This is a genomic window from Psychroserpens sp. NJDZ02 (genome assembly GCF_004843725.1).
GTDB lineage: Bacteria > Bacteroidota > Bacteroidia > Flavobacteriales > Flavobacteriaceae > Olleya.
The window spans coordinates 2,216,395-2,242,050 of the sequence record NZ_CP039451.1 but is presented as its reverse complement, the minus strand read 5'-3'; the positions used below and the strand labels follow the sequence as shown (position 1 = coordinate 2,242,050).

The 25,656-nt window shown below is 34.2% G+C and carries 25 protein-coding genes; 9 read left to right on the top strand and 16 right to left on the bottom strand.

The window, feature by feature from the left end; all coding sequences use genetic code 11:
• Positions 1–72: 72 nt before the first annotated feature.
• The 6 genes from nqrF to E9099_RS09645 are packed head-to-tail and all read right to left on the bottom strand — an operon-like array spanning position 73 to position 6,089.
• Entirely contained in the window at positions 73–1,386 is a 1,314-nt protein-coding gene (gene nqrF / locus E9099_RS09670; protein WP_101015261.1) for an NADH:ubiquinone reductase (Na(+)-transporting) subunit F, read from the bottom strand.
• 1 nt (position 1,387) lies between these two features.
• Positions 1,388–2,101: an NADH:ubiquinone reductase (Na(+)-transporting) subunit E gene (gene nqrE, locus E9099_RS09665; RefSeq protein WP_168800734.1), complete on the bottom strand. Its 714-nt coding sequence runs from the start codon at positions 2,099–2,101 to the stop codon at positions 1,388–1,390.
• 7 nt (positions 2,102–2,108) lie between these two features.
• Complete coding sequence (locus E9099_RS09660; protein WP_136583430.1) at positions 2,109–2,753, bottom strand: NADH:ubiquinone reductase (Na(+)-transporting) subunit D; 645 nt, start codon at positions 2,751–2,753, stop codon at positions 2,109–2,111.
• Positions 2,754–2,755: 2 nt separating this feature from the next.
• Positions 2,756–3,517: a Na(+)-translocating NADH-quinone reductase subunit C gene (locus E9099_RS09655; RefSeq protein WP_136583429.1), complete on the bottom strand. Its 762-nt coding sequence runs from the start codon at positions 3,515–3,517 to the stop codon at positions 2,756–2,758.
• A 2-nt stretch (positions 3,518–3,519) separates the two neighbouring features.
• Positions 3,520–4,734 carry an NADH:ubiquinone reductase (Na(+)-transporting) subunit B gene (locus E9099_RS09650; RefSeq protein WP_101015265.1) on the bottom strand — a complete coding sequence of 405 codons (1,215 nt, stop codon included), beginning with the start codon at positions 4,732–4,734 and terminating at the stop codon, positions 3,520–3,522.
• Positions 4,734–6,089, bottom strand: a complete 1,356-nt coding sequence (locus E9099_RS09645) for a Na(+)-translocating NADH-quinone reductase subunit A (protein WP_101015266.1) — start codon at positions 6,087–6,089, stop codon at positions 4,734–4,736. Before E9099_RS09645 ends, E9099_RS09650 begins: the two co-directional genes overlap by 1 nt.
• Positions 6,090–6,282: 193 nt before the next feature.
• On the opposite strand from E9099_RS09645, the gene E9099_RS09640 reads away from it, so the two are divergent.
• The 3 genes from E9099_RS09640 (at position 6,283) to pruA (ending at position 9,788) form a co-directional block, all read left to right on the top strand.
• A complete protein-coding gene (locus tag E9099_RS09640; RefSeq protein ID WP_136583428.1) occupies positions 6,283–7,533 on the top strand; it encodes a DUF5103 domain-containing protein in 1,251 nt (416 codons plus the stop codon).
• Between the two features lie 85 nt (positions 7,534–7,618).
• Entirely contained in the window at positions 7,619–8,005 is a 387-nt protein-coding gene (apaG, locus tag E9099_RS09635) for a Co2+/Mg2+ efflux protein ApaG (protein WP_136583427.1), read from the top strand.
• Positions 8,006–8,159: 154 nt separating this feature from the next.
• Positions 8,160–9,788: an L-glutamate gamma-semialdehyde dehydrogenase gene (gene pruA / locus E9099_RS09630; RefSeq protein ID WP_136583426.1), complete on the top strand. Its 1,629-nt coding sequence runs from the start codon at positions 8,160–8,162 to the stop codon at positions 9,786–9,788.
• An 82-nt stretch (positions 9,789–9,870) separates the two neighbouring features.
• Here the strand turns inward: pruA and gldC are convergent, their stop codons facing one another.
• Together gldC and gldB are read right to left on the bottom strand one after the other, a co-directional pair.
• Positions 9,871–10,203 carry a gliding motility protein GldC gene (gldC, locus tag E9099_RS09625; RefSeq protein WP_198519991.1) on the bottom strand — a complete coding sequence of 111 codons (333 nt, stop codon included), beginning with the start codon at positions 10,201–10,203 and terminating at the stop codon, positions 9,871–9,873.
• Positions 10,203–11,165 (bottom strand): gliding motility lipoprotein GldB, encoded by a 963-nt coding sequence (gene gldB / locus E9099_RS09620; protein ID WP_136583425.1) that lies wholly within the window; start codon positions 11,163–11,165, stop codon positions 10,203–10,205. The genes gldC and gldB overlap by 1 nt, the downstream gene beginning before the upstream one ends.
• 91 nt (positions 11,166–11,256) lie before the next feature.
• Here gldB and nadE point away from each other — a divergent pair, with 91 nt between their 5' ends.
• Both nadE and E9099_RS09610 read left to right on the top strand, forming a co-directional pair.
• Positions 11,257–12,045: an NAD(+) synthase gene (nadE, locus tag E9099_RS09615; protein ID WP_136583424.1), complete on the top strand. Its 789-nt coding sequence runs from the start codon at positions 11,257–11,259 to the stop codon at positions 12,043–12,045.
• A gap of 104 nt (positions 12,046–12,149) precedes the next feature.
• Positions 12,150–12,773: a response regulator gene (locus E9099_RS09610; protein WP_136583423.1), complete on the top strand. Its 624-nt coding sequence runs from the start codon at positions 12,150–12,152 to the stop codon at positions 12,771–12,773.
• Here the strand turns inward: E9099_RS09610 and dnaG are convergent.
• Entirely contained in the window at positions 12,768–14,723 is a 1,956-nt protein-coding gene (dnaG, locus tag E9099_RS09605; RefSeq protein ID WP_136583422.1) for a DNA primase, read from the bottom strand. The genes E9099_RS09610 and dnaG overlap by 6 nt on opposite strands.
• Before the next feature lie 201 nt (positions 14,724–14,924).
• Here dnaG and E9099_RS09600 point away from each other — a divergent pair, with 201 nt between their 5' ends.
• From E9099_RS09600 to lspA, 3 genes are all read left to right on the top strand, one after another.
• The gene (locus E9099_RS09600; RefSeq protein ID WP_136583421.1) at positions 14,925–16,481 is read left to right on the top strand and encodes an NAD(P)/FAD-dependent oxidoreductase; all 1,557 of its coding nucleotides are present in this window, start codon (positions 14,925–14,927) and stop codon (positions 16,479–16,481) included.
• A 155-nt stretch (positions 16,482–16,636) separates the two neighbouring features.
• Positions 16,637–17,536, top strand: coding sequence for an ACP S-malonyltransferase (fabD, locus tag E9099_RS09595; RefSeq protein ID WP_136583420.1), 900 nt, complete (start codon positions 16,637–16,639; stop codon positions 17,534–17,536).
• The gene (gene lspA / locus E9099_RS09590; protein ID WP_101015277.1) at positions 17,529–18,011 is read left to right on the top strand and encodes a signal peptidase II; all 483 of its coding nucleotides are present in this window, start codon (positions 17,529–17,531) and stop codon (positions 18,009–18,011) included. The genes fabD and lspA overlap by 8 nt, the downstream gene beginning before the upstream one ends.
• A gap of 41 nt (positions 18,012–18,052) precedes the next feature.
• On the opposite strand, the gene E9099_RS09585 is transcribed toward lspA, so the two are convergent.
• The 3 genes from E9099_RS09585 to E9099_RS09575 form a co-directional block, all read right to left on the bottom strand.
• Positions 18,053–18,244, bottom strand: a complete 192-nt coding sequence (locus E9099_RS09585; protein WP_101020774.1) for a hypothetical protein — start codon at positions 18,242–18,244, stop codon at positions 18,053–18,055.
• 169 nt (positions 18,245–18,413) lie between these two features.
• The gene (gene galE, locus E9099_RS09580; protein ID WP_136583419.1) at positions 18,414–19,427 is read right to left on the bottom strand and encodes a UDP-glucose 4-epimerase GalE; all 1,014 of its coding nucleotides are present in this window, start codon (positions 19,425–19,427) and stop codon (positions 18,414–18,416) included.
• 109 nt (positions 19,428–19,536) lie between these two features.
• Positions 19,537–20,688: a DegT/DnrJ/EryC1/StrS family aminotransferase gene (locus tag E9099_RS09575; protein ID WP_136583418.1), complete on the bottom strand. Its 1,152-nt coding sequence runs from the start codon at positions 20,686–20,688 to the stop codon at positions 19,537–19,539.
• 120 nt (positions 20,689–20,808) lie between these two features.
• On the opposite strand from E9099_RS09575, the gene E9099_RS09570 reads away from it, so the two are divergent.
• On the top strand, positions 20,809–22,044 hold the full coding sequence (locus E9099_RS09570; RefSeq protein ID WP_136583417.1) for a 3-deoxy-D-manno-octulosonic acid transferase: 1,236 nt from the start codon (positions 20,809–20,811) through the stop codon (positions 22,042–22,044).
• 8 nt (positions 22,045–22,052) lie between these two features.
• On the opposite strand, the gene E9099_RS09565 is transcribed toward E9099_RS09570, so the two are convergent.
• From E9099_RS09565 to E9099_RS09550, 4 genes are all read right to left on the bottom strand, one after another.
• The gene (locus E9099_RS09565) at positions 22,053–22,892 is read right to left on the bottom strand and encodes a DMT family transporter (RefSeq protein WP_240788878.1); all 840 of its coding nucleotides are present in this window, start codon (positions 22,890–22,892) and stop codon (positions 22,053–22,055) included.
• 66 nt (positions 22,893–22,958) lie between these two features.
• Positions 22,959–23,624, bottom strand: a complete 666-nt coding sequence (locus E9099_RS09560) for a bifunctional 4-hydroxy-2-oxoglutarate aldolase/2-dehydro-3-deoxy-phosphogluconate aldolase (protein WP_136583416.1) — start codon at positions 23,622–23,624, stop codon at positions 22,959–22,961.
• A gap of 10 nt (positions 23,625–23,634) precedes the next feature.
• Positions 23,635–24,657: a sugar kinase gene (locus E9099_RS09555; RefSeq protein ID WP_136583415.1), complete on the bottom strand. Its 1,023-nt coding sequence runs from the start codon at positions 24,655–24,657 to the stop codon at positions 23,635–23,637.
• A 177-nt stretch (positions 24,658–24,834) separates the two neighbouring features.
• Positions 24,835–25,599 carry an SDR family NAD(P)-dependent oxidoreductase gene (locus E9099_RS09550; RefSeq protein WP_136583414.1) on the bottom strand — a complete coding sequence of 255 codons (765 nt, stop codon included), beginning with the start codon at positions 25,597–25,599 and terminating at the stop codon, positions 24,835–24,837.
• Positions 25,600–25,656: the final 57 nt, after the last annotated feature.

Sequence of the window (25,656 nt, the reverse complement as noted above, 5' to 3'; positions counted from 1 at the left end):
AAAACCCAATACTTTCGTATTGGGTTTAGAATCTATTAAGATAAATTTATAATAACTTTAAGAGTTGAATTTCTATCCTCCAAAATCATCAAATCTGATATTCTCATCATCGATACCAAAATCTTCTCCCATTTTTTGAACCGCTTGGTTCATCAATGGTGGTCCACAGAAGTATAATTCGATATCCTCAGGAGCCTCATGTTTAGATAAATATTGGTCGATAACCACTTGATGAATGAATCCTGTAAATCCATCTCCTGACTCATCACTAACATCAGACTTTAAAGTCCAGTTATCAGCTTCCGTAGGATCTGATAATGCAATGAAGAACTTGAAGTTCGGGAAATCTTTCTCTAAAGCTCTAAAGTAATGGATGTAGAATAATTCTGCTTTAGAACGTCCACCATACCAATAGGTTACTTTACGACCTGTTTTTAATGTTCTGAATAATTCATATAAATGAGAACGCATTGGTGCCATACCAGCTCCACCACCTACATAAAGCATTTCTGCTTCAGAATCATTTATAAAGAATTCACCGTAAGGTCCAGAAATGGTTACTTTATCTCCTACCTTTTGGTTAAATATATAAGACGATGCTACTCCTGGATTGACATCCATCCAGCCACCTTTAGCACGATCAAAAGGCGGTGTTGCAACACGTACATTAAGCATAATTTTTCTTCCTTCCGCAGGATAAGATGCCATAGAGTAAGCTCTTTCCACTAACTCAGCATTTTTCATTACTAACGGTCTTAATCCAAACTTATCCCAATCTGCTTCAAATTTATTAGGCTCTCCTGGGTGATCTTCAGGGTGTGCCGTAACATCCATTTCTGAATATTTAATTTCGCAATTAGGAATTTCAATTTGAATATACCCTCCAGCTTTATAGTTCATATCCTCAGGGATCTCCACTACAAACTCTTTAATAAAGGTTGCAACGTTGTAGTTAGACACTACTGTTGCTTCCCATTTTTTAATTCCGAAAACTTCTTCTGGAATTGTAATCTCCATATCTTGTTTCACCTTTACTTGACAAGATAATCGTGCACCATGTGCCAATTCTTTTCTTGAAAAATGAGGTGTTTCAGTTGGCAATGCTTCTCCTCCACCAGATAGTACGTGACACTCGCATTGTATACAAGTTCCACCTCCACCACAAGCAGATGGTAAAAATATTTTATTACTACCTAATGTAGATAATAATGACGCTCCTGAAGAGACTTCAATTTCTCTCTCACCATTAATCAAGATTTTTACTGGTCCCGATGGTGATAATTTTTGTTTTACAAAAAGTAGTAAACTTACTAATACTAGCGTAATAAGTAAAAACGCTACTACAGTTACTATTACTGTTCCTCCTGTTCCTGCTGCTAAAATCATATTACTCTACTATTTTAGTATTGTTAGCTAATTCTTTTTTATCCACAGACAACGTTTTTACTTCAGCTGTCGTTTCTTTTTTAGGTGCTTCTTCGTCTCCTCCAGTTAACATCCCTCCAAAACTTAAAAATCCAATTCCCATTAATCCTGTAATGATAAATGTGATTCCTAATCCTCTTAAAGGTGCTGGTACATTACTGTATCTAATCTTTTCTCTAATTGCTGCAATAGCAAGAATTGCTAAAAACCAACCAATACCTGAAGAGATACCATAATTAAATGCTAAACCTAAAGTTTCAATTTCTCTAGATTGCATAAATAATGACCCTCCTAAAATGGCACAGTTTACTGCAATAAGTGGTAAGAAAATACCCAATGAGTTATATAATGATGGCGAAAACTTCTCTACCACTATCTCTACTAACTGCACCATTGTTGCGATGGTAGCAATAAACATGATAAATGATAAGAAACTTAAATCATAATCTACATATTCTGCTCCTAACCAAGATAACGCTCCTGGTTGTAAAATGTATTGATCCAATAACCAGTTTAATGGTACTGTAATCGCTAATACAAATATTACTGCTGCTCCTAAACCAACAGCTGTTGCTACTTTTTTAGATACTGCAAGGTAAGAGCACATTCCTAAGAATACTGCAAATACCATGTTGTCTATAAAAATCGACTTGAAAAATAATTCTAAATGTTCCATAATATTTTTAGTCTTCGATTAATGCTTTGTTTCTACTACGTTGTACCCAAATAATAAGTCCAACAATTATTAATGCCATTGGAGGCATTAACATAAATCCGTTGTTCTCATATCCTAATGAATATACGCCTGTTTTCTCGATTGGATCTCCTAATACTGGTATTCCGAAAAGTGTACCAGATCCTAAAAGTTCTCTAAAAAAACCAACGATTAAAAGAATAATTGCATATCCTAACGCATTACCAATTCCATCCAAAAATGATCTCCATGGTTTGTTTGCTAAAGCGAAAGCTTCAAAACGTCCCATAATAATACAGTTAGTAATAATTAATCCAACAAATACCGATAATGTTTTACTTAACTCGTAAGCAAAAGCTTTTAATACTTGATCCACTATAATTACTAAAGCAGCAACAACAATAAGTTGTACAATAATTCTAATTTTAGAAGGTATAATGTTTCTCATTAAAGAGATTACCACGTTACCAATTCCTAATACAAACATTACAGCAATACCCATTACCAACGACGCTTTTAACTCTGCGGTAATAGCTAAAGCAGAACAAATACCTAATACTTGAATAGTAATTGGGTTATTATCTGCTAAAGGATCTGTTATTAACTTTGCGTCTTTTTTTGAAAGTAGTCCCATAATTAATTGCTAGATAGTTTTTTTAAATTCTCGAAATACGGTTGGTATAACTTTAAATCTTTTTTAATCATTGCAGAGACACCATCACCTGTGATAGTTGCTCCTGCTAATGCATCAACTTCGTAATCGTCTTTAATTAAATTTTTAGGATCGTTATTACCTTTAGCAACCGTAATACCTTTAAAAGCACCTGCGTCTGTTAGTAATTTTTCACCATAAAAATCATCCATAAAGTAACGTTGCTTAATGTTAGCACCTAAACCTGGTGTTTCACCTGCGTGATCAAAGAAAGCTCCTTGAACAACCATGTTTTCATCTAAAGCCACATAACCCCAAATAGCATCCCAAAGTCCTTTACCTCTTATTGGCGCGATATAAAATGTTTTACCATCTTTTTCTCCAATAAATAATGGCAAACGTCTTGTTCCTCCATTTTTAGCTTTTGCTTGTTCCTTTTTAACATCAATTAAATAGGCTTCTTTATCTTCTTTAGTTACACCATTTTCAATGACTAATTGTTTAGTGATGTATTTTGAGAAATCTCCAGCAACTCTATCCGTAGATACAAAAGTGATATCTCCATCACCTTCGTTACCATTAACTCCCATAGCATACAGAATATTCTGTTGCTTTTCCATTCTTCTGTTTTCAGCAATATTTGGTTTTAATGTTGCTGCTGTAAAAGCCAATAAAGACCCTACAACTAGTACCATTACAATTGCAAATATTACGGTATATGAATTTTTATCTGTGTCCATTGCCATGATTATGCTGTTTTAACTTTTAAACGTTTCATTCTGCGTTTTACGTTTCCTTGTATTACGTAATGGTCAATTGTTGGTGCAAAGACATTCATTAATAGAATCGCTAAGAATACACCCTCTGGATACGCTGGATTAAATACACGAATCATTATTGAAATGAAACCAATTAAAAACCCATAAATCCATTTACCTTTATTTGTTTGAGATGCAGTTACTGGATCTGTTGCCATATATACAGCCCCAAATAAGATACTACCAATTATTAAATGTTGCCAGAAAGGGACATTCATTAATCCATAAAACTTACTTGATTCTCCGATCCATTCTGCAGAAACAACACCATTAAATATTAATCCCATGGTTAAAGCTCCAACTAAAGTAGACACTATAATTCTCCAGCTTCCTACTTTTGTAAAAATCAAGAATAATGCACCAAGTATGATTAGTAATTTAGAGGTTTCTCCTACTGAACCAGGAATAAAACCAAAAAACATATCCATATAATCAATACCTGCTAAACTACTGTTTTGAGCATAAGCACCAAGCAATGTTTCTCCAGAAATAGCATCTGCTGTTCCTGCACGCTCTACTGCTTCATGCACCCACACTTTATCTCCTGACATCCAAGTTGGATAAGCAAAGAATAAGAAAGCACGTATCGTTAATGCTGGATTTAGAATATTCATTCCTGTACCACCAAAAACTTCTTTACCGATAACCACACCAAACACAACTGCTACAGATAACATCCATAATGGAATATCAACTGGCACAATTAATGGCACTAACATACCTGTAACTAGGTAACCTTCTTCTACTTCGTGACCTTTAATTACTGCAAAAATAAATTCTACAAGAAGACCAACACCGTAGGATACAATTACCAATGGTAATACTGTCCAAGCTCCAACTACAAAGTTATCCCAAGTCAAGAAGTTTGCGAATAAAGACGCTTCTCTTGTTAAACCTGCAGCAGCATCAATAGCTGCATAATGTTGGTAACCTGCATTAAAAATACCAAAAATCAAACATGGCACTAAAGCCATAATAACGATATTCATGGTACGTTTTAAATCATCTGCTGCCTTAATATGCGTTCCACCATGAGTGGTTTCATTTGGCAAGTATAAAAAAGTATGTATTGCGTTAAACGCTGGAGCCATCTTGGTTCCTTTATACTTTTCTTTTAATTTATGTAAATTACTTTTTAAGCCCATTATCCTATTTCTTTAAGCATTAAGTCCAATCCTTCTCTAATTATCTTTTGATGCGGTTGTTTAGATACACAAACAAATTCTGTCAAAGCAAAATCTTCTGGTGCAACTTCGTACATACCTAAAGCTTCCATTTCATCTAAATCTTTATACATACAAGATTTTAAAATTTGCATTGGAAAGATGTCTAAAGGAAATACCTCTTCGTAATTACCAGTAATAACAAAAGCGCGGTGCTCTCCGTTAGTATTCGTATTTAAATCAAACTTTTTATTAGGCGTTAACCATGAAAAAGTTAAAGCTCTTGAAGTCGACACTTTGTTAAATACTGGCTTATTCCATCCAAAAAACTCGTAATCATCTCCTTCTGGAATCACAGTAATTGTATTACTATAATAGTCTAGATAGCCATCTGGTTTGATTTGTTTTCCTGATAATACATTACCAGAAATGATACGATCATTACCATCCTTATCTACACCGTTATCATAAATCATAGTTGCGATTTCGCTTCCTAATTTAGTTTTAAAATAACGTGGCTTTTTAACAGAAGATCCAACCAAAGCAACAGTACGCTCTGCATTAAATTTTCCTGTTAATAATAACTCTCCAATAATAACAAGATCTTGAGCGTTTATTGTCCAAACAACTTCGCCTTTGTTTACTGGGTCTATTTTATTGATCTGTGTTCCGACATTTCCTGATGGATGTGGACCAGAGACTTTATGTAAAGTGATGTCTGATAATCCTGCTAAAGGAGAATTCCCTTTTTTAGCAACACTAACATGCACTTTACCATCAGTTAATTTACTTAAAGCAGTAACTGCAGCTTGCAACTGTGCTTCTTTACCTTGTAGCACATAATCCAAATCTGCGACTAAAGGTGCACTAGCATAAGCAGATATAAATATCGCTTTAGGTTTGTTGCTTGGGTTTGCAATAACATCGTACGGACGTTGTTTTACAAATGCCCAACATCCAGATTCTAGTAATCGTGCTTTAATGTCTTCCGCTTTCGCTGAATTTACATCTAGCGTACCAAAATCATGAAATGATTGTTCTTTGTCTGCTTGAATTTTTACTGAAAGAATTTTTCTTTTTTCACCTCGAGCTATCTCGATAATCTCTCCAGAAACTGGGGATACAAACTTTACCGCTTCATTAGACTTGTCATAAAAAACAGGTTCCCCCGCTTTTACTCTTGCGCCTTCTTTTGCAGCTAATTTTGGTGTAACTTGGTGAAAATCCTCAGGTTTTATTGAATAAAAATTGCTAATAATAGCACTTTCGGTTGCCTTTTCGGCTTCCCCGACTAATTTAATATCCAGACCTTTTTTAATCTTAATGTCGTTTGACATATTATAAATCTATTTGTTAATAGTTATACTGATTGTGATTTTTATAGGCTTAAAAATCGGTGCAAAAATACAAATTAATAACAAAACCTCTTTCAGTAGCACACTGTAGTTCTTCTATTTATAATTATTCTAAATAACAAAAAGAACTAAGGCATAGATTTTGTTTATATTTGTTATTAAAAATCGTCTACAAATGCCTGTACATATTAAATGCTTTGTAATTAGCTTTCTAATTTTTTCAACTGGATTTTCTCAGGTCGAAGAGATTACACCTCCCGATTATATTAAAACCATTTATTTTAATGGCGGAACAACCGAAAGTCAATTACCAATCATCCCTTTAGGAGAATCTTTGGTATTAGAATTTGACGCCTTAAATGGAGATGAAGAAGATTATTACTACGAAATAAAACATTATAATTTCGATTGGACACCTTCCATTCTAGTTGAGTCAGAATATCTTGATGGCTTTGACGAACAGCGCATTAGAACTTACGAAAACTCATTTAATACACTACAAACTTTTTCACACTACAAACTATCTATCCCAAATCAATTTACAAAAAGCATCAAATTGACTGGTAATTATATGATTACTATTTACGATGATTATGACGACATCGTTTTTACTAGAAAATTTATGGTTTATCAGCAACAAGCTAATGTTGCTTTACAAATTAAACGCTCTAGAGATGTCGCTACTATTGCCGAAAAACAATCTGTAGATATTTCAATAACCTCTAGCCAAATCCAATTTGTTAATCCTAAAGAAACCATTAAAACAGTCGTTATACAAAACAACAATTTAAACACAGCGATAACGGATTTAGAACCGCAATATATTTTAGGAAACGAGTTAACGTATCGCTACAATGATGCCTCCAGCTTTCTTGGTGGTAACGAATTTTTTAATTTTGAAAACAAAGAAATACGTGCTGCCAATAATGGCGTACAATACATACGCTTAGATGATTTATATCAAACTTACTTATACACTAACATCTCTAGAGCGGACTTAAAATACACCTACAACCCAGATATTAACGGAAACTTTTTTATCACCGCGTTAAACGCAGACAAACCAGAAACTGAAGCCGATTATGCTTGGGTCCATTTTGCGTTGCAATATCCTAAATTAGACACTGGACAAACACTACATGTCTATGGAAACTTTAACAATTACGCTATTGAACCGCAAACCGAATTACGCCGTGAGACAGATGACGCTATTTATAGCGTCGCGATACGTTTAAAACAAGGGTTTTACAATTACAAATATGTTATTGTTGATCAAGACGGACATATAGACGAAAACACTATTGGCGGCAGCTTTTGGCAAACAGAAAACGACTATAAAGTATTAGTCTACTACAGAGAATTAGGCGCTAGATATGACAAAATCATTGGTTTAGGCGAAACAAACTCTGTCGGAATCACTAATTAACTGTTAAAAAACAAGTTACATTTAGAAATAGCGTCATAATAAAGGATATTTTGTTATTTTTACATTAAGCAAACTGCTTTAAACTATGGTTCAACAAGTTACAAGAGGTATAAAAATTTCGGTGGAAACCAATTTTGAAGGGACATTTTATAAAAACTATAAGATTAACTTTGCCTTTGGATATCAAGTAACTATCGAAAACCAAAGCAAGGATTCGGTTCAACTTAATGCAAGATATTGGACCATCTATGACGCTTTAAACAATGAAGAAATCGTTGCTGGCGAAGGCGTTATTGGCCTAAAACCAGTATTACAACCTGGCGAATCTCACACTTATTCTTCAGGGTGTCTACTAACCTCTCCTTTTGGCGCAATGAAAGGCTATTACAGCATGGTCAACTTTACCACTACTAAAAAGTTTAATGTTGCTATTCCTAGTTTTAAATTAAGCGCTCCTTTTGCTCTTAATTAACACAACAGCTTCCCTACTTTTATTAATTCATCCTTTTTTAACAAAAAAGTAAATATTACATTCTAATATTTTACAATTTTGCTAACACTTATAACCCAACAAAAAATCGTAACTTTGTGCTTTAAATTTTCAAACTAAAAACACAATACTTATCATGGGAAAAGGATTTTTCAATGTACCAATTGCTGTTAACGAACCAGTAAGAGCATATGCTCCAGGCTGTCAATATCGTGAAGCAATAGCTAAGACATACAAAACAATGTACAATAGCAACTTAGACGTGCCAATGTATATTAACGGAAAAGATGTAACAACTGGAAACACTAGAACAATGTCTCCTCCACATGATCATAAGCATGTTGTTGGTCAATATCATTTAGCTGAGAAGTCTCATGTAGACGAGGCTATTTCTACTGCTCTAGAAGCAAGAAAAAGTTGGTCTCAAGTGCCTTGGCAAGATCGTGCTGCTATCTTTTTAAAAGCTGCCGAATTAATTGCAGGTCCTTATAGAGCTAAGATTAATGCTGCAACTATGATTGCACAATCTAAAACAATTCACCAAGCAGAAATTGATGCCTCATGTGAGTTAATAGACTTTTTACGTTTTAACGTACAGTTTATGACAGAAATGTATCACGAGCAACCACAAAGTACAAGTGGTGCTTGGAATAAAATAGAATACAGACCATTAGAAGGTTTTGTATACGCAGTATCTCCATTTAACTTTACTGCCATTGCTGGTAATTTACCTGCTTGTATGGCAATGATGGGTAATGTTGTTGTATGGAAACCTAGTGATTCTCAAATATACTCTGCAAAAGTAATCATGGATGTCTTTGAAGAAGCTGGTGTACCTGCAGGTGTTATTAATGTTGTCTTTGGTGATCCAGTAATGATTACAGATACGGTATTAGCTAGTCCTGATTTTTCTGGTTTACACTTTACTGGTTCTACTTATGTCTTTAAAGAATTATGGAAACAAATTGGAAACAACATCCATAACTATAAAACATATCCAAAAATTGTTGGAGAAACAGGTGGTAAGGATTTTATCGTTGCACACAAAACTGCTAATCCAAAACAAGTAGCAACCGCTATTACAAGAGGTGCTTTTGAATTTCAAGGTCAAAAATGTAGTGCTGCTTCTCGTGCTTATGTTTCAAAAAGTATTTGGAATGAAGTAAAAGAGTATGTAATTGCAGATGTTAAGTCATTTAAAATGGGATCCCCAGAAGATATGGGTAACTTCATAACTGCTGTAATCCATGAAGGATCATTTGATAAATTAGCTAAATACATCGATCAAGCAAAATCAGATAAAGGTGCTGAGATTATTGTTGGTGGTGGACACGACAAAAGCAAAGGTTACTTTATAGAGCCTACAGTTATTGTTGCTGAAGACCCTAAATACACAACAATGTGTGATGAGTTATTTGGCCCTGTTATTACGATTTATGTTTTTGATGATGACAAGTATTCTGAAACATTAAAATTAGTAGATGAAACTAGTGACTACGCATTAACTGGTGCTATTTTAGCTAAAGACAGATATGCTGTTATCGAAGCAACTAAAGCATTAGAAAACTGTGCTGGAAACTTCTACATCAACGACAAACCAACTGGTGCTGTTGTAGGACAACAACCATTTGGAGGCGCAAGAGGTTCTGGAACAAATGATAAAGCAGGAAGTATCTTAAACTTACAACGTTGGGTATCTCCAAGAATGATTAAAGAAACATTTGTAACTCCAGTAGATTACAGATATCCTTTTTTAGGAGAATAGTAAAACAACTATTTATATATTAAAAAACGCGAACCAATGGTTCGCGTTTTTTTTGTTTTATATAATTATAAAAGGCAATCTATTACTTCTTAAGTTCTAATTTTTCAGCAAAATAGTCGCAAAAATCTTTCATTGTTGCAGTCATTTTCTCATCCTGTGTCGCTCTGTTAAATGTATCACTCATAGCAACTAATGTTTGATGAAAAAATATTTTCATCTCATCCACAGGCATATCTTTAGTCCATAAATCTATACGTAAAGATTCTTGAGCTACATTATCCCAAACGGATAACATCATTGCTTTCGCTTCCGCGTTTTTTATACCACCATCTTGAGCAGTCCAATTAATTTTTTCTGGAACTCTATTTTCGTCCAATTCAACTTTAAGTGTTATTTCTGAGGTCATATTAGCCATTATTGTCTTGGTTTATATTTTGCTTTATTAAATATGGTTTGCGCTGGTGTATTGATTAAGTCTCCTAAAGTCGTGTCATTATTTTCCATAAAAGCTCTAACAATCTGCCAACCTATAAATTGTCCTACTTTCCCTGGAGATTCGTTATCAATTTCTGCTAAATAAAATTTAGAAAAAGGAGCGTCATTGATAAATCGACCAGGCAACTTAGAGTCCGTACTATATAATATATCTTTCCCTATAAAGTATTGCCACATTTGCTCTTGATTATCCTCTACCCAATCTAACTGCGCTTGCGTATATCCTATTTTTTCAGCATCCGTTTTAAACGGTATAATCTTATCTTTTACATACAATAGCTTTCCAAAATAAATCATTTCTTCCATCAAATTCTTACGCTTTGTATGTAACACATATTTTTGCGCATACGCATTTGCTAAATCCACAACAATCTGTTCCGACCGCATGTTAGCTACAATATATGTTTGCAATCCTTCATAAAAAAAATGGTCTTTTCCTAAATAAGTATCTAACTCTATAATAGCTATTGTATCCGTTACAATAACCTTATTTCTATAATCAACATCTGAAGTTGTTGTAATTACACGAGGGGCTTTAAACGTTGGGAAATTATATTTTAAAGCCTGAAACAACTGTTTTATTTCTTTTGTTTCTGTCTTTAAATCCGGGAATTTTTTTAGGGTTTCTTTATTTAATTGCAGCTGCAACGTGTCCTTCATTTTATTAATCCAAAACGCATCATCATATTGCGCCGGAAACATAAATGGAAAAGTGTTTTGTAACTGTGGTAAATCATCAGGCTTAGCTTCCGCGAAAGCGATATCAAAACGCTCTATAGCAACATTCATATCAATTTTTGAAATCTCGTCGGCTACCTTGTTATCATCTTGACAAGAAAACAACAAGAAAAATACTGATATAATTAAAATGGATACTCTCATAAAACTTAAGCGCTCTTAATTTTTATTACTAATGGGTTTACTTTATTTTTGTTAGGCAAAGGTACTATACTTTGTCTTAAATTCTTTGATTATGCAAACAGAAAAAGTTGTTAAACATATTGTAAATTGGTTAAAAGATTATGCTACTAACGCAAAAGTGAATGGTTTTGTTGTTGGAATTTCTGGCGGAATTGATAGTGCTGTAACCTCAACACTCTGCGCTGAAACTGGCTTAAAGGTCTTATGTGTCGAAATGCCAATACACCAACCTGCTAGTCATGTCTCTAGAGGCCAAGAACATATTGAGCAACTTAAAAAACGATACGCTAACGTGGATGGTATTATATCTGACCTAACGCCTGTTTTTGAAGAATTTAAAACTGAAGTCTCTCTAGATGGAAATCAAGCTATTGTAGATATGGCTTTAGCTAACACTCGTGCACGTTTACGTATGACGACCTTATATTATCATGCTGGATTACTAGGATTATTAGTCGCTGGAACAGGAAACAAAGTAGAGGATTTTGGCGTGGGTTTTTATACTAAATATGGAGATGGCGGCGTAGATTTAAGTCCAATTGCTGATTTACTTAAAAGTGAAGTTTATACTATCGCGGACTACTTAAAAGTTCCTGAATCTATAATAAAAGCAACACCAAGTGATGGACTATTTGGAGATGCACGAAGTGATGAAGACCAGATTGGCGCCTCTTATCCTGAATTAGAATGGGCCATGAAAATGAAAGAAGACGGCAAAACGGAAGCTGATTTTTCTGGAAGACAAAAAGAAGTTTTTAATATTTTTAAACGTTACAACACTAACAATTTGCATAAAATGAACCCTATACCTGTTTGTGAGATACCTAAAGATTTGATATAAAACACCTAACTATTATAATTTTACATACCTTTACCATGCTATTATTATTTCTATAACTCGTACTTTTTTTATTTAAAAAAAAGTACCCTAAAAATTAATTGACCATGGTTAAACTAATGGTTGCAGACCAGCACCCTATTGTCACAAAAGGGCTAGAATTGGTATTTGCAAATTCGCGTGATATTAAAATTATTGAAGCTGTTTCTGATGGCGAAGCAATTTTTAATGCCTTAAAACAGTACACTACCGACATTTTACTTTGTGAAATAGACTTACCAAAACTTAATGGTATAAGTGTATTAAGACGTATTAAAAAGGAAAACCCAGAAGTAAAGGTTATTATTTATAGCGCACAGCAAGAAGATGTCTATGCTGTCAGTGCTATAAAAGCTGGAGCTGATGGTTATGTCCAAAAATCTACTGATTTATTATCTTTAAAAGATGCAATTATGAAAGTACACTTGGGAGGTGTTTACCTAAGCCCTAGTCTTTCTAGAAAAATAGCATCAGATAAAACTTCTGGAAAAGGTGGATATTACAAAAAACTATCTACTAGAGAAGTTGAAGTCTTAAAATTACTATCTAACGGTAAAAGAAATAAGGAAATTGCTAAAGAACTACAGATTAACGAAAAAACGGTAAGTACTTATAGAGCGCGTTTAATGAAAAAATTAAATGTCACCAATCTAATAGACCTTGTCAATCAGGCTAAGGGATTAGAATTATAAAGCTCTATTTAATTTTCTAGCTAATAACATCTTCAAACCAGAATAGTCTTTGACCTCTTCCAAGACGTCTCTATTTACTTCTGTTCTGTTTTGAAGTGTTTGTTGCTGAAAATTAAGCACTTTTTGATCAATTAAAAAACAACGCAATGTTAAGATTGTTTCACTTACTAACTGAGCTACAGAATCCTTTTTAGTTTTAGGAAAAATATTATTACGCTCCCAATCGGATAATTCATAGCGCTCATCCTCCATTAAAATAGAAGTAATCTCTGAAGCTAAATCAGGATGTATCGTATTTATGATCGATTCTATTTTAAACTCTGGATTCTGATTTAAGGTTTCAATTATTGCGAAATAAATATCTTTAAATAGCGGGTTTAAAAATTCCATTTCATCTTCCTGCAAATCCAAAAACACTTTTTCAAACACTTTAGATTGCTGTACAATTGGCTCTAACTCTAACTGGCCTTTCTCATTTTCTTTTAATATAAGATCTTCAAAATCCACTGTTTGATCTCCATAAAGCAATAAAATCTCAATAATCTTACGCTCTAACGTATATTGAACATCTACTTTTTTAACGGTAGGCGTGTTTTTTACAACTTCAAATGCTTGAGGCATTTCTGGACCGTTAGAACTACCTTTTTGATCTTTGTTAGTAATTTGCGCCAAAGTAGAGAACAATACTTCCTCGCTAATATCCATTATCCTAGCACATTCTTGGATATAAATTTCTGTTTTAATCCTATCCGGAATTTTAGCGATACTGTTAACAATATCTCTAATCGTTTCCGCCTTTTTTATAGGATCGTTTTTTGCCCCTTCATATAAAACAGACGCTTTAAATTGTATAAAATCCTGAGCATTCTCCTCTAGATACTTGGTTAACTCTTCTAACGTGTTAGATTTTGCAAAACTATCAGGATCTTCTCCTTCTGGAAAAGTACAAACCTTGACATTCATCCCTTGTTCAAGAATTAAATCAATCCCTCTTAAAGAAGCACGCATACCAGCAGCATCACCATCAAACAGTACGGTAATATTTTTTGTCAATCGGTTAATTAACCTAATTTGATCACTACTTAACGCTGTACCAGAACTGGACACTACGTTTTTTATTCCCGTTTGATAAAACTGTATAACATCCGTATAGCCTTCGACCAAATAACAATTATCTTCTTTGGCTATACTTTGTTTAGCATTATAAATACCATATAACACTTTACTTTTATGGTACAAATCACTTTCTGGACTGTTTAAATATTTTGCAGCTTTTTTATCGTTAGTTAAAATACGACCACCAAACCCCAAAACACGACCGCTCATACTTTGTATCGGAAATAACACACGTCCCTTAAAACGGTCAAAACGTTTACTTTCCTTAACTATAGTAAGTCCTGTGGCTTCTAAAAATTCTAATTTATAACCCTTTTTTAAAGCCTCATCCGTAAACCCACTCCATTGATCTAAACTATATCCTAAATCAAACTTTTTTATGGTTTCTGTTGTAAAACCACGTTCTTTAAAATAACTTAATCCAATTGCTTTACCTTGATCTGTATTATGTAAAATATTCTGAAAATACTTACTCGCAAACTCACTCACTAGATATAAGCTTTCGCGTTTATCATGTTCTTGTTTTTGTTCGTCAGACTGTTCTGTTTCTTCTATTTCAATATTATACTTTTTAGCCAAATACTTTATAGCTTCCGGATAAGTAAAATGTTCATGCTCCATTAAAAAGGCAACCACGTTACCTCCTTTTCCACTAGAAAAATCTTTCCAAATTTGCTTAACAGGTGATACGACAAAACTTGGAGAACGCTCGTCAGAAAAAGGACTCAACCCTTTAAAATTAGTCCCTGCCTTTTTTAGCTGAACAAAATCACCAATAACCTCTTCTAGTCTAGAGGATTCATATACTTGGTCAATGGTAGATTTAGAAATCAAAGTTTTTTATTATTGAAGGATTATACTGCAAAAGTAATATAAATAACAGCCTTTTCAATACTCAATCTTATAGTTTTAAATCACTTTAGACAGCTCCAGTTTATAACATTCTATGCGCTAATAAGTCGCAAATAAAAAAAATGTTAAACAAGATAAATAGTACGTCATGTCTTTTAGCTCAAATTTGACTAATTTTGCAACATGGTAAAAGACATTCAACTTCGTGTTTCTTTAAAAGAAGAAGAGATTCCAGATATTTTAATTAAAAAATCTGCGGAATCGCTCTCTATGTCACGGGACAAAATTTCCGGAATTAAGGTCTTGCGAAAATCTATTGATGCCAGAAAACCAAAAATCATATTTAATTACAAGGTCTCTGTTTTTATTAACGAGCCCAAACCCGAAACTTCAGACTACACTTTTGATTATAAAGACGTCTCTAAAGCCAAACCCATCCACATTATAGGATTTGGTCCTGCTGGTATGTGGGCGGCTTTACGTTGTATCGAATTAGGTTTTAAACCTATAGTTTTAGAACGTGGCGCTAATGTAAAAGACAGACGACGTGATTTAAAAGCCATCAATCAAGATCACTTTGTAAATGAAGACTCTAACTACTGTTTCGGTGAAGGAGGAGCAGGAACGTATAGTGACGGTAAATTATACACCCGTAGCTTAAAACGTGGTGATGTCCGACGTATTTTTGAAAACCTTGTTTACCATGGTGCCACAGATCAAATTTTAGTCGATGCCCATCCACACATTGGAACTAATAAGCTACCTAAAGTTGTACAAAACATTAGAGAAAATATTATTAAATATGGCGGAGAAGTCCATTTTAATACCCGTGTTACCGATTTTGTAATTAAGAATAATAAAATTGAAGCTATACAACTTAAAAATGGTGACGAGTTAATTACTGACAAGGTCATTTTAGCGACTGGTCACTCTGCTAGAGATATTTTTAACTTATTACACGATAAGCATATCGCTATTGAAGCAAAATCGTTTGCAATGGGAGTTAGAGCAGAGCATCCGCAACACATTATAGATTCAATACAATACCATTGCGAAGGTCCAAGACCAGACTTATTACCTGCAGCCTCTTATAGTTTAGTACAACAAGTTAACGGACGCGGTGTCTACAGTTTTTGTATGTGTCCAGGAGGTTTTATAGTACCAGCTGCAACTGCCAATGGTGAGGTTGTTGTTAATGGTATGTCGCCTTCAAGGCGAAATAACAAATTTGCCAATTCTGGGATTGTTGTAGAAATTGATGCCAATCGTGATCTTAAAAAGTACGAACATTTTGGCGCGTTAAAGGCTTTAGAGTTTCAGAAAGACTTAGAGAAGCTGGCCTTTACTGCTGGTGGACGTAGCCAAGTTGCTCCAGCACAACGCATGACCGATTTTGTTGAAGGTAAATTATCTAGTAGTTTAAATGAGACGTCTTATCAACCTGGTTTAAATAGTGCTCCGCTACATAGTTTGTTTCCTAAATTAATTGGAGCTTCTTTAAGAAAAGGCTTTAAAGCTTTTGGAGATAAAATGAAAGGGTACTATACTGAAGAAGCTAATATTATTGGTGTAGAATCCCGCACCTCATCGCCAGTCAGTATCCCAAGAACAGACCTTTTATCTCATCCTGAAATCACAAACCTATTTCCTTGTGGAGAAGGTGGTGGGTATGCTGGTGGAATAATAAGTGCTGCCATGGATGGCGAACGTTGTGCAGAAGCGGCGACCGGCAATCTATAAAACACAAGAAAAAGCATCGTATTCCATTTAAAGAAAACAGCTCAAAGAAAAGCTAATAACGTCCGAATTCTATACTAAACAGGACTAAATCTTAGGATCTGACTTGCGTCTTATACAGATTTTATTCTTATTTTCGCTACTTAAATAAGAAAGCAATGAAAGCATATATATTTCCAGGTCAAGGTGCCCAATTTACAGGAATGGGTCTTGATTTATACGAAAACTCACCAGAAGCTCAACATTTATTTGAAGATGCTAACGAAATTTTAGGTTTCAACATTACAGATATCATGTTTGAAGGTACTGCTGAGCAATTAAAAGAAACTAAGGTAACACAACCTGCTATCTTTTTACACTCTGTTATTTTAGCAAAAACATTAGGTGATAGTTTTAAACCAGAAATGGTTGCAGGACATAGTTTAGGTGAATTTTCTGCTTTAGTCGCTGCTGGCGCATTAAGTTTTGAGGATGGCCTTAAACTAGTATCGCAACGTGCGCAAGCCATGCAAAAAGCATGCGAAATGCAACCAAGTACTATGGCAGCTGTATTAGGTCTTGAAGACCATCTTGTTGAAGCTATCTGTGATAAAATAGACGGTATTGTTGTTGCTGCAAATTATAATTGCCCTGGTCAGTTAGTCATCTCTGGAGAAGTTAGCGCTGTAGAACGTGCTTGCCAAGCTATGAAAGACGCTGGCGCAAAGCGTGCTTTAATGCTACCTGTTGGAGGCGCGTTTCACTCGCCAATGATGGAACCTGCAAGAGAAGAACTAGCAGCTGCTATTGAAAATACTACTTTTAGTAAACCAAATTGTCCAATTTATCAAAATGTAACTGCTACTGCAATTACTGATGAAGCAGAAATTAAAGCAAATTTAATATCGCAATTGACTGCGCCCGTGCGTTGGACACAATCCGTACAGCAAATGATAAAAGATGGCGCTACTTTATTTACAGAAGTTGGCCCAGGAAAAGTCCTTCAAGGTTTGGTTAAAAAAATAAATAGAGAGGCACAAACAGCATCTGCAACTTTACAAATTAAAGACGATGAGTAGTAGAAACATACTTATTTTAGGGTTAATTGTCCTGAATATTATTTTAGATCAAGTGTCTAAATTTATTGTCAGAGTAGATGTCATTGCAGGTACTCAAACAGAAATTTTTGGACAATACTTTACACTTCATAACGTAGAAAACAAAGGCGCCTTTTTAGGTATGGGTAGTGATTTTAGTCCTGCCTTACGCATCGGCTTACTTCTAGTCTTACCTATAGTTGTATTAGGCTTAGTACTAAGACATATTATTAAAGACAAAACCATGAATACAATGACCTTAGTTGGTTTTTGTTGTATCATTGGTGGTGGAATTGCCAATGTATATGACCGTATTATTTATGGTTCTGTTACCGACTTTTTACATATCGATTTAGGCGGTGTGTTTAGGACCGGTATTTTTAATCTAGCGGATGTGTCGGTTATGGTTGGAATGGGCTGCTTAATTGTAGGTGGTTTAAAAACCAAAAAAGCATAAAAAAAAAGCCTCGAAATTATTTCTAGGCTTTTTTTTATTATTTAGCTAGCTAAATTACATGCGCTACAATCTTTAACTTCTCCGTAGTACGTTTCGCGATACTTATGAAGCGTTTTAATTGGAATACCCAGTATTTGCTTTTTAATATAGGTCACTTTAGCATTAAGTCGTCCCATTTTAGGATCGAATCTGTTTTCCTGTCTTGTCTGACGTTTTACTGTAATCAATTTCATTATTTTATCATTTGCATTGACTGCAAAGGAAGCAAGAATAACAACCAATAACGAATTACAAAAACTAAAATAGTGTTAATCAATACATTAATATTAATCTATTAATGAGATCGCACTATAATTATAGGATTACTAATTTAAGAGTACTCTTGTTCAAGATTTACTAATGCTATTTTAACACTTTTTGCCATTTCCAAGACGATAACATCGCTTGTTCTAAAGTATGTTCTGCTTTCCAACCTAATTCTAAATTAGCTTTAGACGTATCAGCAAACGCTGAAACAACATCGCCTGGGCGCCTATCTACTATTTTATAATTCAGCTTGGTATTAGATACTTTTTCGAATGCTTTAATCACTTCTAAAACAGTACTTCCTGTGCCTGTCCCTAAATTAAAAACCTCAAAATTAGTTTGATTTTTATGATCTAATAAACGTTGCAATGCCACCACATGCGCCTTAGCAACATCTACTACGTGTATATAATCTCTAACACAAGTACCATCTATCGTTGGATAATCGTTTCCAAAAACTGATAATTGATCACGTAAACCTATTGCTGTCTGTGTTATATAGGGTATTAAGTTTTGTGGCACTCCTATTGGCAACTCCCCTATTTTTGCAGATTCATGTGCGCCGATAGGATTAAAATAACGCAATGCAATACTGTTTAATTTAGCATTGATATTACAAGTGTCTTGTATGATTTCCTCTCCAATCTGCTTTGTATTGCCGTATGGAGATTCTGCCGGTTTTATTGGGGCAGTTTCTGCTATTGGCATTATGTCGGCCTGACCATAAACAGTACATGAAGAACTAAAGATAAAGTTAGAGACCTTTAACTTTGTTAATTCCTGTAATACATATACTAGTGTATTAATATTGTTTTCATAATACATCAAAGGATTGACTACACTTTCCCCTACTGCTTTATTCGCTGCAAAATGGATGATACCTTGTATGTCTTGATGTACTTTAAAAAAGGCTTGCACTGCTGATTTATCCTTTAAATCTAATTTTTCAAAAATAGGGACACGACCTGTAATTGCAAAAACCCCCTCCAAGACATCTAATGATGCATTAGAGAGGTTATCTATTATGACCACTTGGTATCCTTTATTTTGAAGCTCGACAACGGTGTGCGACCCTATAAACCCTAAACCTCCTGTGACTAGTATTTTCATCTGTTGCTTTGCGCGTTAGGGATAGAAGCGGTATCCTTTTTTTGCTGCCATATATGGCAAAAAAAGATTTTAGCGGATAGCCCGCCCCTTGTGGTAACGTCCTAATAGTTTAGGCCAAAAAGTTTTTAATTGTTGTTGTTATAAATTGAATTTGCTCGTCATCCAACTCGGTATGCATTGGTAAGGATATTACCTGCTTTACTAATTGGTTTGTTACTGGAAAATCAGCTTCGTTATAACGCTCGTCTTTATATGCTTTTTGTAAATGTAACGGGATCGGGTAATAGACACCACATGGAATTCCGTTATCATTTAAATGCTTGACTAAGGCATCTCTGTCTGTGTTTTCAATTTTTAAAGTATATTGATGAAATACGTGACAATCGCACGTATCACAAATACCTTCGCAGTTATTTACCGTCTTTGGTGTTGTAATTTGTGGTACGTCTGCCAATGCTGCACTGTACTTTCTTGCGGCATTACGGCGGGCATTATTATAACTATCTAATTTAGGTAATTTTGCATCTAAAACTGCTGCTTGGATAGAATCCAAACGTGAGTTTACACCAACGACATCGTGGTGGTAACGTTCGTACATTCCGTGATTTACTATTCCTCTTATGGTATGTGCTAAAGTATCATCGTTTGTGAAAATAGCACCTCCATCTCCATAACATCCTAAATTTTTAGAAGGAAAAAAAGACGTTGACGCCACATGACCTATTGTACCTGCTTTGGCTTTTTTACCATCGCTATATGTATAAGTTGCTCCAATGGCTTGCGCATTATCTTCAATAACAAACAAATTATGCGCTTTAGCAATTTCCATAATAGCTTCCATATTTGCAGATTGCCCAAATAAATGAACAGGGACAATTGCTTTTGTTTTTGGAGTGATGGCTTTTTTTATAGCTTCTATACTGATATTAAAGTCATCTGGATTAACATCTACTAAAACGGGTGTTAACTTAAGTAATGCGATAACCTCCACAGTTGCTGCAAAAGTAAAATCGGCTGTAATGACCTCGTCTCCTTGTTCCAAACCTAATCCCATCATTGCAATTTGCAAGGCGTCTGTACCATTAGCACAAGGGATTACATGTTTTACACCTAAATAATCTTCAAGGTTTTTTTGAAACTCATGCACCTTAGGTCCATTTACAAAACTGGTGTTGTCTATAATTTCTTGAATAGAAGAATCTACAACATTTTTTATAGCTGCGTATTGACCTTTAAGATCAACCATTTGTATTTTTTTCATCGCTTTATATGTGGTAAACTAATGTTAGAAACTTAGTTTTACTTTTAATTTATAATTATCGAATTTACAAAAATACCAAACGCTAAGCAATGAATTGTTTATTTTAGCAAAAATACCTCCGTGAAATTACTTTATAACATAGCCATACAACTAGCCGCATTAGCTTTAAAATTTTTAAGTTTATTTAATAACAAGCTTAAATTAGGAGTAATTGGGCGCGCTAAAACTTTTGACCTATTACAACAATCGATAAATAAGGGCGATCAGACTTTATGGTTTCATTGTGCGTCTTTAGGAGAGTACGAGCAAGGTTTACCCATATTTACCGAACTTAGAAAAGACTACCCTAAACATAAAATTGTACTGACTTTTTTCTCGCCTTCCGGCTATGAAATTAGAAAAAGCGCCCCTTTTGCAGATGTTGTAGTATACTTACCTTTGGATAGTAAGCAACATGCAAAACGCTTTATAAATATAATTAATCCTGAATTAACCGTTTTTGTAAAATATGAAATTTGGCCAAATTATTTGAATCAAATTAAAGCCAAAGGATTAAAAGCAATATTAATATCCGCCGTATTTAGAAAAGAACAATCGTTTTTTAAATGGTACGGGACTCAAACTAAAAATGCCTTATTTGCTTTTGACCACATTTTTACACAAAACGAACCCTCCAAAACACTATTAGAATCAATTGGCTATACTAACGTAACCGTTTCTGGAGATACTAGATTTGACCGCGTCTCTAATCAATTAGAAATTGATAATAATTTACCTTTTTTAGATGAATTTAAGGATAACAAATTATGTATCGTCATCGGTAGTTCATGGCCTGAGGACGAGACTATTTTAGTTAATTTTATTAATGCTTATGAAGGATTACCTGTTAAATTTATAATTGCACCACACAACATCAAGTCTAAACAGATTGAAAACATACAATCTGGATTACATAAATCCACTGTGTTATTCACAAAAAAAGAAGGACAGAATTTACAAGATTACGATGTCTTTATTTTAGACACTATTGGCGTACTAAGCAAAGCTTATAGTTATGCAAACATCGCTTATGTTGGCGGCGCCATGGGAACTACAGGTTTACATAACATTCTAGAACCTGCTGTTTTTGGAGTTCCGATTATTATAGGAAAAAACTACAGTAAATTTCCAGAGGCTTATGACATGATTGCTAATGGCGGGGTATTATCAGTTGCTAATAAAGCCCAGTTATCTTCTAATTTAAACCTTCTTATTACCGATAAAGAGTATAGGAGAACAACAGGATTAAAAAACCTTAACTTTATAAATGATAACAAAGGCGCGGTAATTAAAGTGACTGATTTTTTAAAGCAATAAATCTTGAACTACTTTTTAGCGGCATACAATGTGTTACTGATTAAAGCGAGTATAATTACTGCTATTCCTAATAAAACCATGGCACTATAGGTTTCTAAAAACCAAAATGTACTTACTATTATTGTAAAGATTACTTCGATGTATTTAAACGGTGCAACAATACTTGTTTTTCCTGTTTGAAATGCTTTGGTCATATATAATTGCCCAACGTACCCAAAAACACCTAAACTAAGCAATATTAGCCATTCTAATTGGCTAGGAGTTTTCCAGTCACCAATACTCATGACACCTCCAAAGATCAAAGCCGTTAGCATAAAGTAATTGATAATAACCAATGGACTTTCTTCCTTTCCAATTTTTCTAATTAAAACAAAAACTAATCCATTGGAAAATGCAGAAATAAAGATTAGAACGACCCCTAAAGTATGTATATCCTCACCAAATCCTTTAATAATTAAAACACCTGAAAAGGCCAATGCAAATAAAAACCATTGTAAAAGCTTAATTTTTTCTTTCAATAAAAACACGGCTAAAATAGCTGCAAAGATTGGCGCTGTATAGCGTAAAGACACGGCAGTACCAACTGCAATATAATTTAGAGACTGGAAGAAGCAGGTCAAAGAGATCACACCTACAATGGCCCTTATTATCATTAATTGTTTCTTATTTCCAAAGTAAGGAATTTTATTTTTTAAGATTAATGGCGTGGTGAAGGCTAAAGTACCTATTGCTCTAAAAAACACAATTTGATACACACCAAATCCATTTAAATATTTAACCAACAAATTCATAAGTGCAAAAGCTAATGCACTTACAATCATAAATATGATAGACTTATTATAATTCATTTTCAAGTAAAAATCCCTTCAATAAAAAATATTGAAGGGATATATTTAATAGCGCTAAATAACGTATTATTTTAACGAATCTATAATTTTTAAAGTACTTTTTGTTGTGGATTCAATTTTACCTAAATCGTACGTACCATTACTTTCTTTTGCAATCAGCTTAGATCCTATACCAACACAGGTAACCCCTGCATTAAACCAAGACTCAAGATTTTCTCTCGTTGGAGAAACACCACCTGTAGGCATAATACTAGTCCAAGGTTGCGGTCCTTTTATTGCTTTAACAAAATCGGCACCGTATGTTCCACCTGGAAATAATTTTACAATCTCACACCCTAACTCTTCAGCACGACAAATTTCTGTCAATGTACCGCAGCCAGGAGACCACATTACTTTACGTCTATTACAAACGATAGCAATATCCTCTCTTAACACGGGCGTAACGATAAAATTAGCTCCTAAAGCCATAAATCTTGATGCAGAAGCTGCATCCGTTACAGAGCCAACCCCAAGTATCATTCCTGGTAACTCTTTTGTAACATACTTACTTAATGCGTCAAAAACTTCGTGAGCAAAATCGCCACGCGCTGTAAACTCTAATAATCTTGCGCCACCATCATAAACTGCTTTTACAACTGCTTTACTAATTTCTATATCGTCATTATAAAACAAAGGGACTAACCCTGTTTGTTTCATAACTTCTGCTACTTCTATTCTTGTGAAATTTGCCATTTTATTTTTTTTATCTTGAAACTTTACCTGAAGAATCTCCGCTTAATAACTTTTCGATATCATCAAGTGTTATTAAATTACAATCACCAGAAATGGTGTGCTTTAAGCAACAAGCTGCTACTGCAATGTTTAAAGCTCTTTGCTTATCATTTTCGTTATTATCTAATCCATATATTAACCCACCCATAAATGCATCTCCACTTCCTACTCTATCAACCACTGGTGTTACTTCTTTTACATCCGCATTATAAACGGTTTTTCCATCATACAAGATACCTCCGATACGTTGATGAGAAGCACTAACAGAATATCTTAATGTCGTAGCTATAGTATGTAAATTAGGACACAACTTAAAGATTTGATCATATAAAAACGGTAATGATTTTTCATTTTGATAATTAGGATTTACCTTGTCTTTTCCTAACATAAAAAATGCGGTATCGATGTCTCCTAAAATGATATTACTATACTTTAAAAGCTCGGGCATAATTTGACTTGGTTCTTTACCGTACTGCCATAATTTAGATCTATAATTTAAATCTGAAGAAATAGTAATCCCTAATTTATGGGCCATTTTAATAGCTTCTAAACATTCGTCTGCAGCCGATTGAGAAATTGCAGGCGTAATACCGCTCCAATGAAACCATGTTGCTCCCTTTAAAACGTTTTCCCAATCTATTGATCCTTTTTCAATAGTAGACATAGAACTATGTGCTCTATCATAAACCACATTACTACCACGGGTCCCTGCTCCTGTTTCAAGATAGTAGATACCTAATCGGTCTCCACCATAGATTACGTTTTTAGACTCTACATTAAATTTACGCATCTCTTTAAGTGCACAAGCACCAATTTCGTTATCAGGTAGCCTGGTAACAAATTCAGCTGGTATACCATAATTTGCTAATGATACTGCAACATTAAATTCTCCACCTCCATAAGAAGCTGCAAATTTATTTGCTTGAGAAAATCTTAAATGACGCTCTGTAGAGAGTCTTAACATAATTTCTCCAAAAGTGACAATTTTACTCATTTTATAAATTAGATTACTATTGTATTAAAAAACTAAATAGTTTTATTTTTTTTAAAATCTTTTTAAAATTAAACTATTGAAGTTAAAAAAAAGACGTTATTAAAAATAAAACTATTTAGTATACTTAAATTTACTTTACAATTTAGCTAATGGCTAAATATTCTACTTTAAATTTAATTAAATCCCTAAAGCTTGACCACCACCAATCTGGATAGTTTCCGCAGTAATGAAAGAGGCATCCTTACTTGCTAAGAATGAGATTACTCCAGCAACATCTTCTGGTTGACCTAATCTCCCTAACATAATATTGTTTGCCCAAGAAGCGAAAACCTCTGGTTTAGTTGCTTTAATTTGTGCATGAAAAGGCGTGTCAATAGTCCCTGGAGATACTGCATTTACTCTGATACCATATTCAGCTAAATCTTTAGCTAAAGCTCTAGTAATTGCGTGCACACCTGCTTTAGACGTTCCGTAAATACCTGCTCCTGGTCCTCCTGCAGTCCATCCTGCATTAGATGTGTAATTAATTATTGAAGGGTGCTCTCCTGATTTAAGAAAAGGTATTGCTGCTCTTGATGCATAAAATACAGAATCCAAGTTTAACGCCATTACGTTTTTGTAAAACTCAGTAGTCATTTCTTCAAATCTAGAACGTCCACCTAATCCACCTGCATTGTTTACAAGTACATCAATTCTACCATACTTATTACCTATCGCCTGAATATTTGACGTTACCTCTGCTTCATTTGTTACATCAAAACCATAGTATTCTGCTGTAATTCCTTCAGATTTTAGCTCCTCAAGCTTCTCCGCTCCAGCCTTATCATCTATACCATTTAAAACTACAGTATATCCGTCTTTACCTAATCTTTTTGCTACTTCAAAACCGATACCTCCTGTTGCTCCTGTTACTATTGCAACTTTTCCTGTTGTATTACTCATTTTTATATGTGTTTAAATTTAATTTATTCTTTATTCAATTATTATCTAAATTATTAA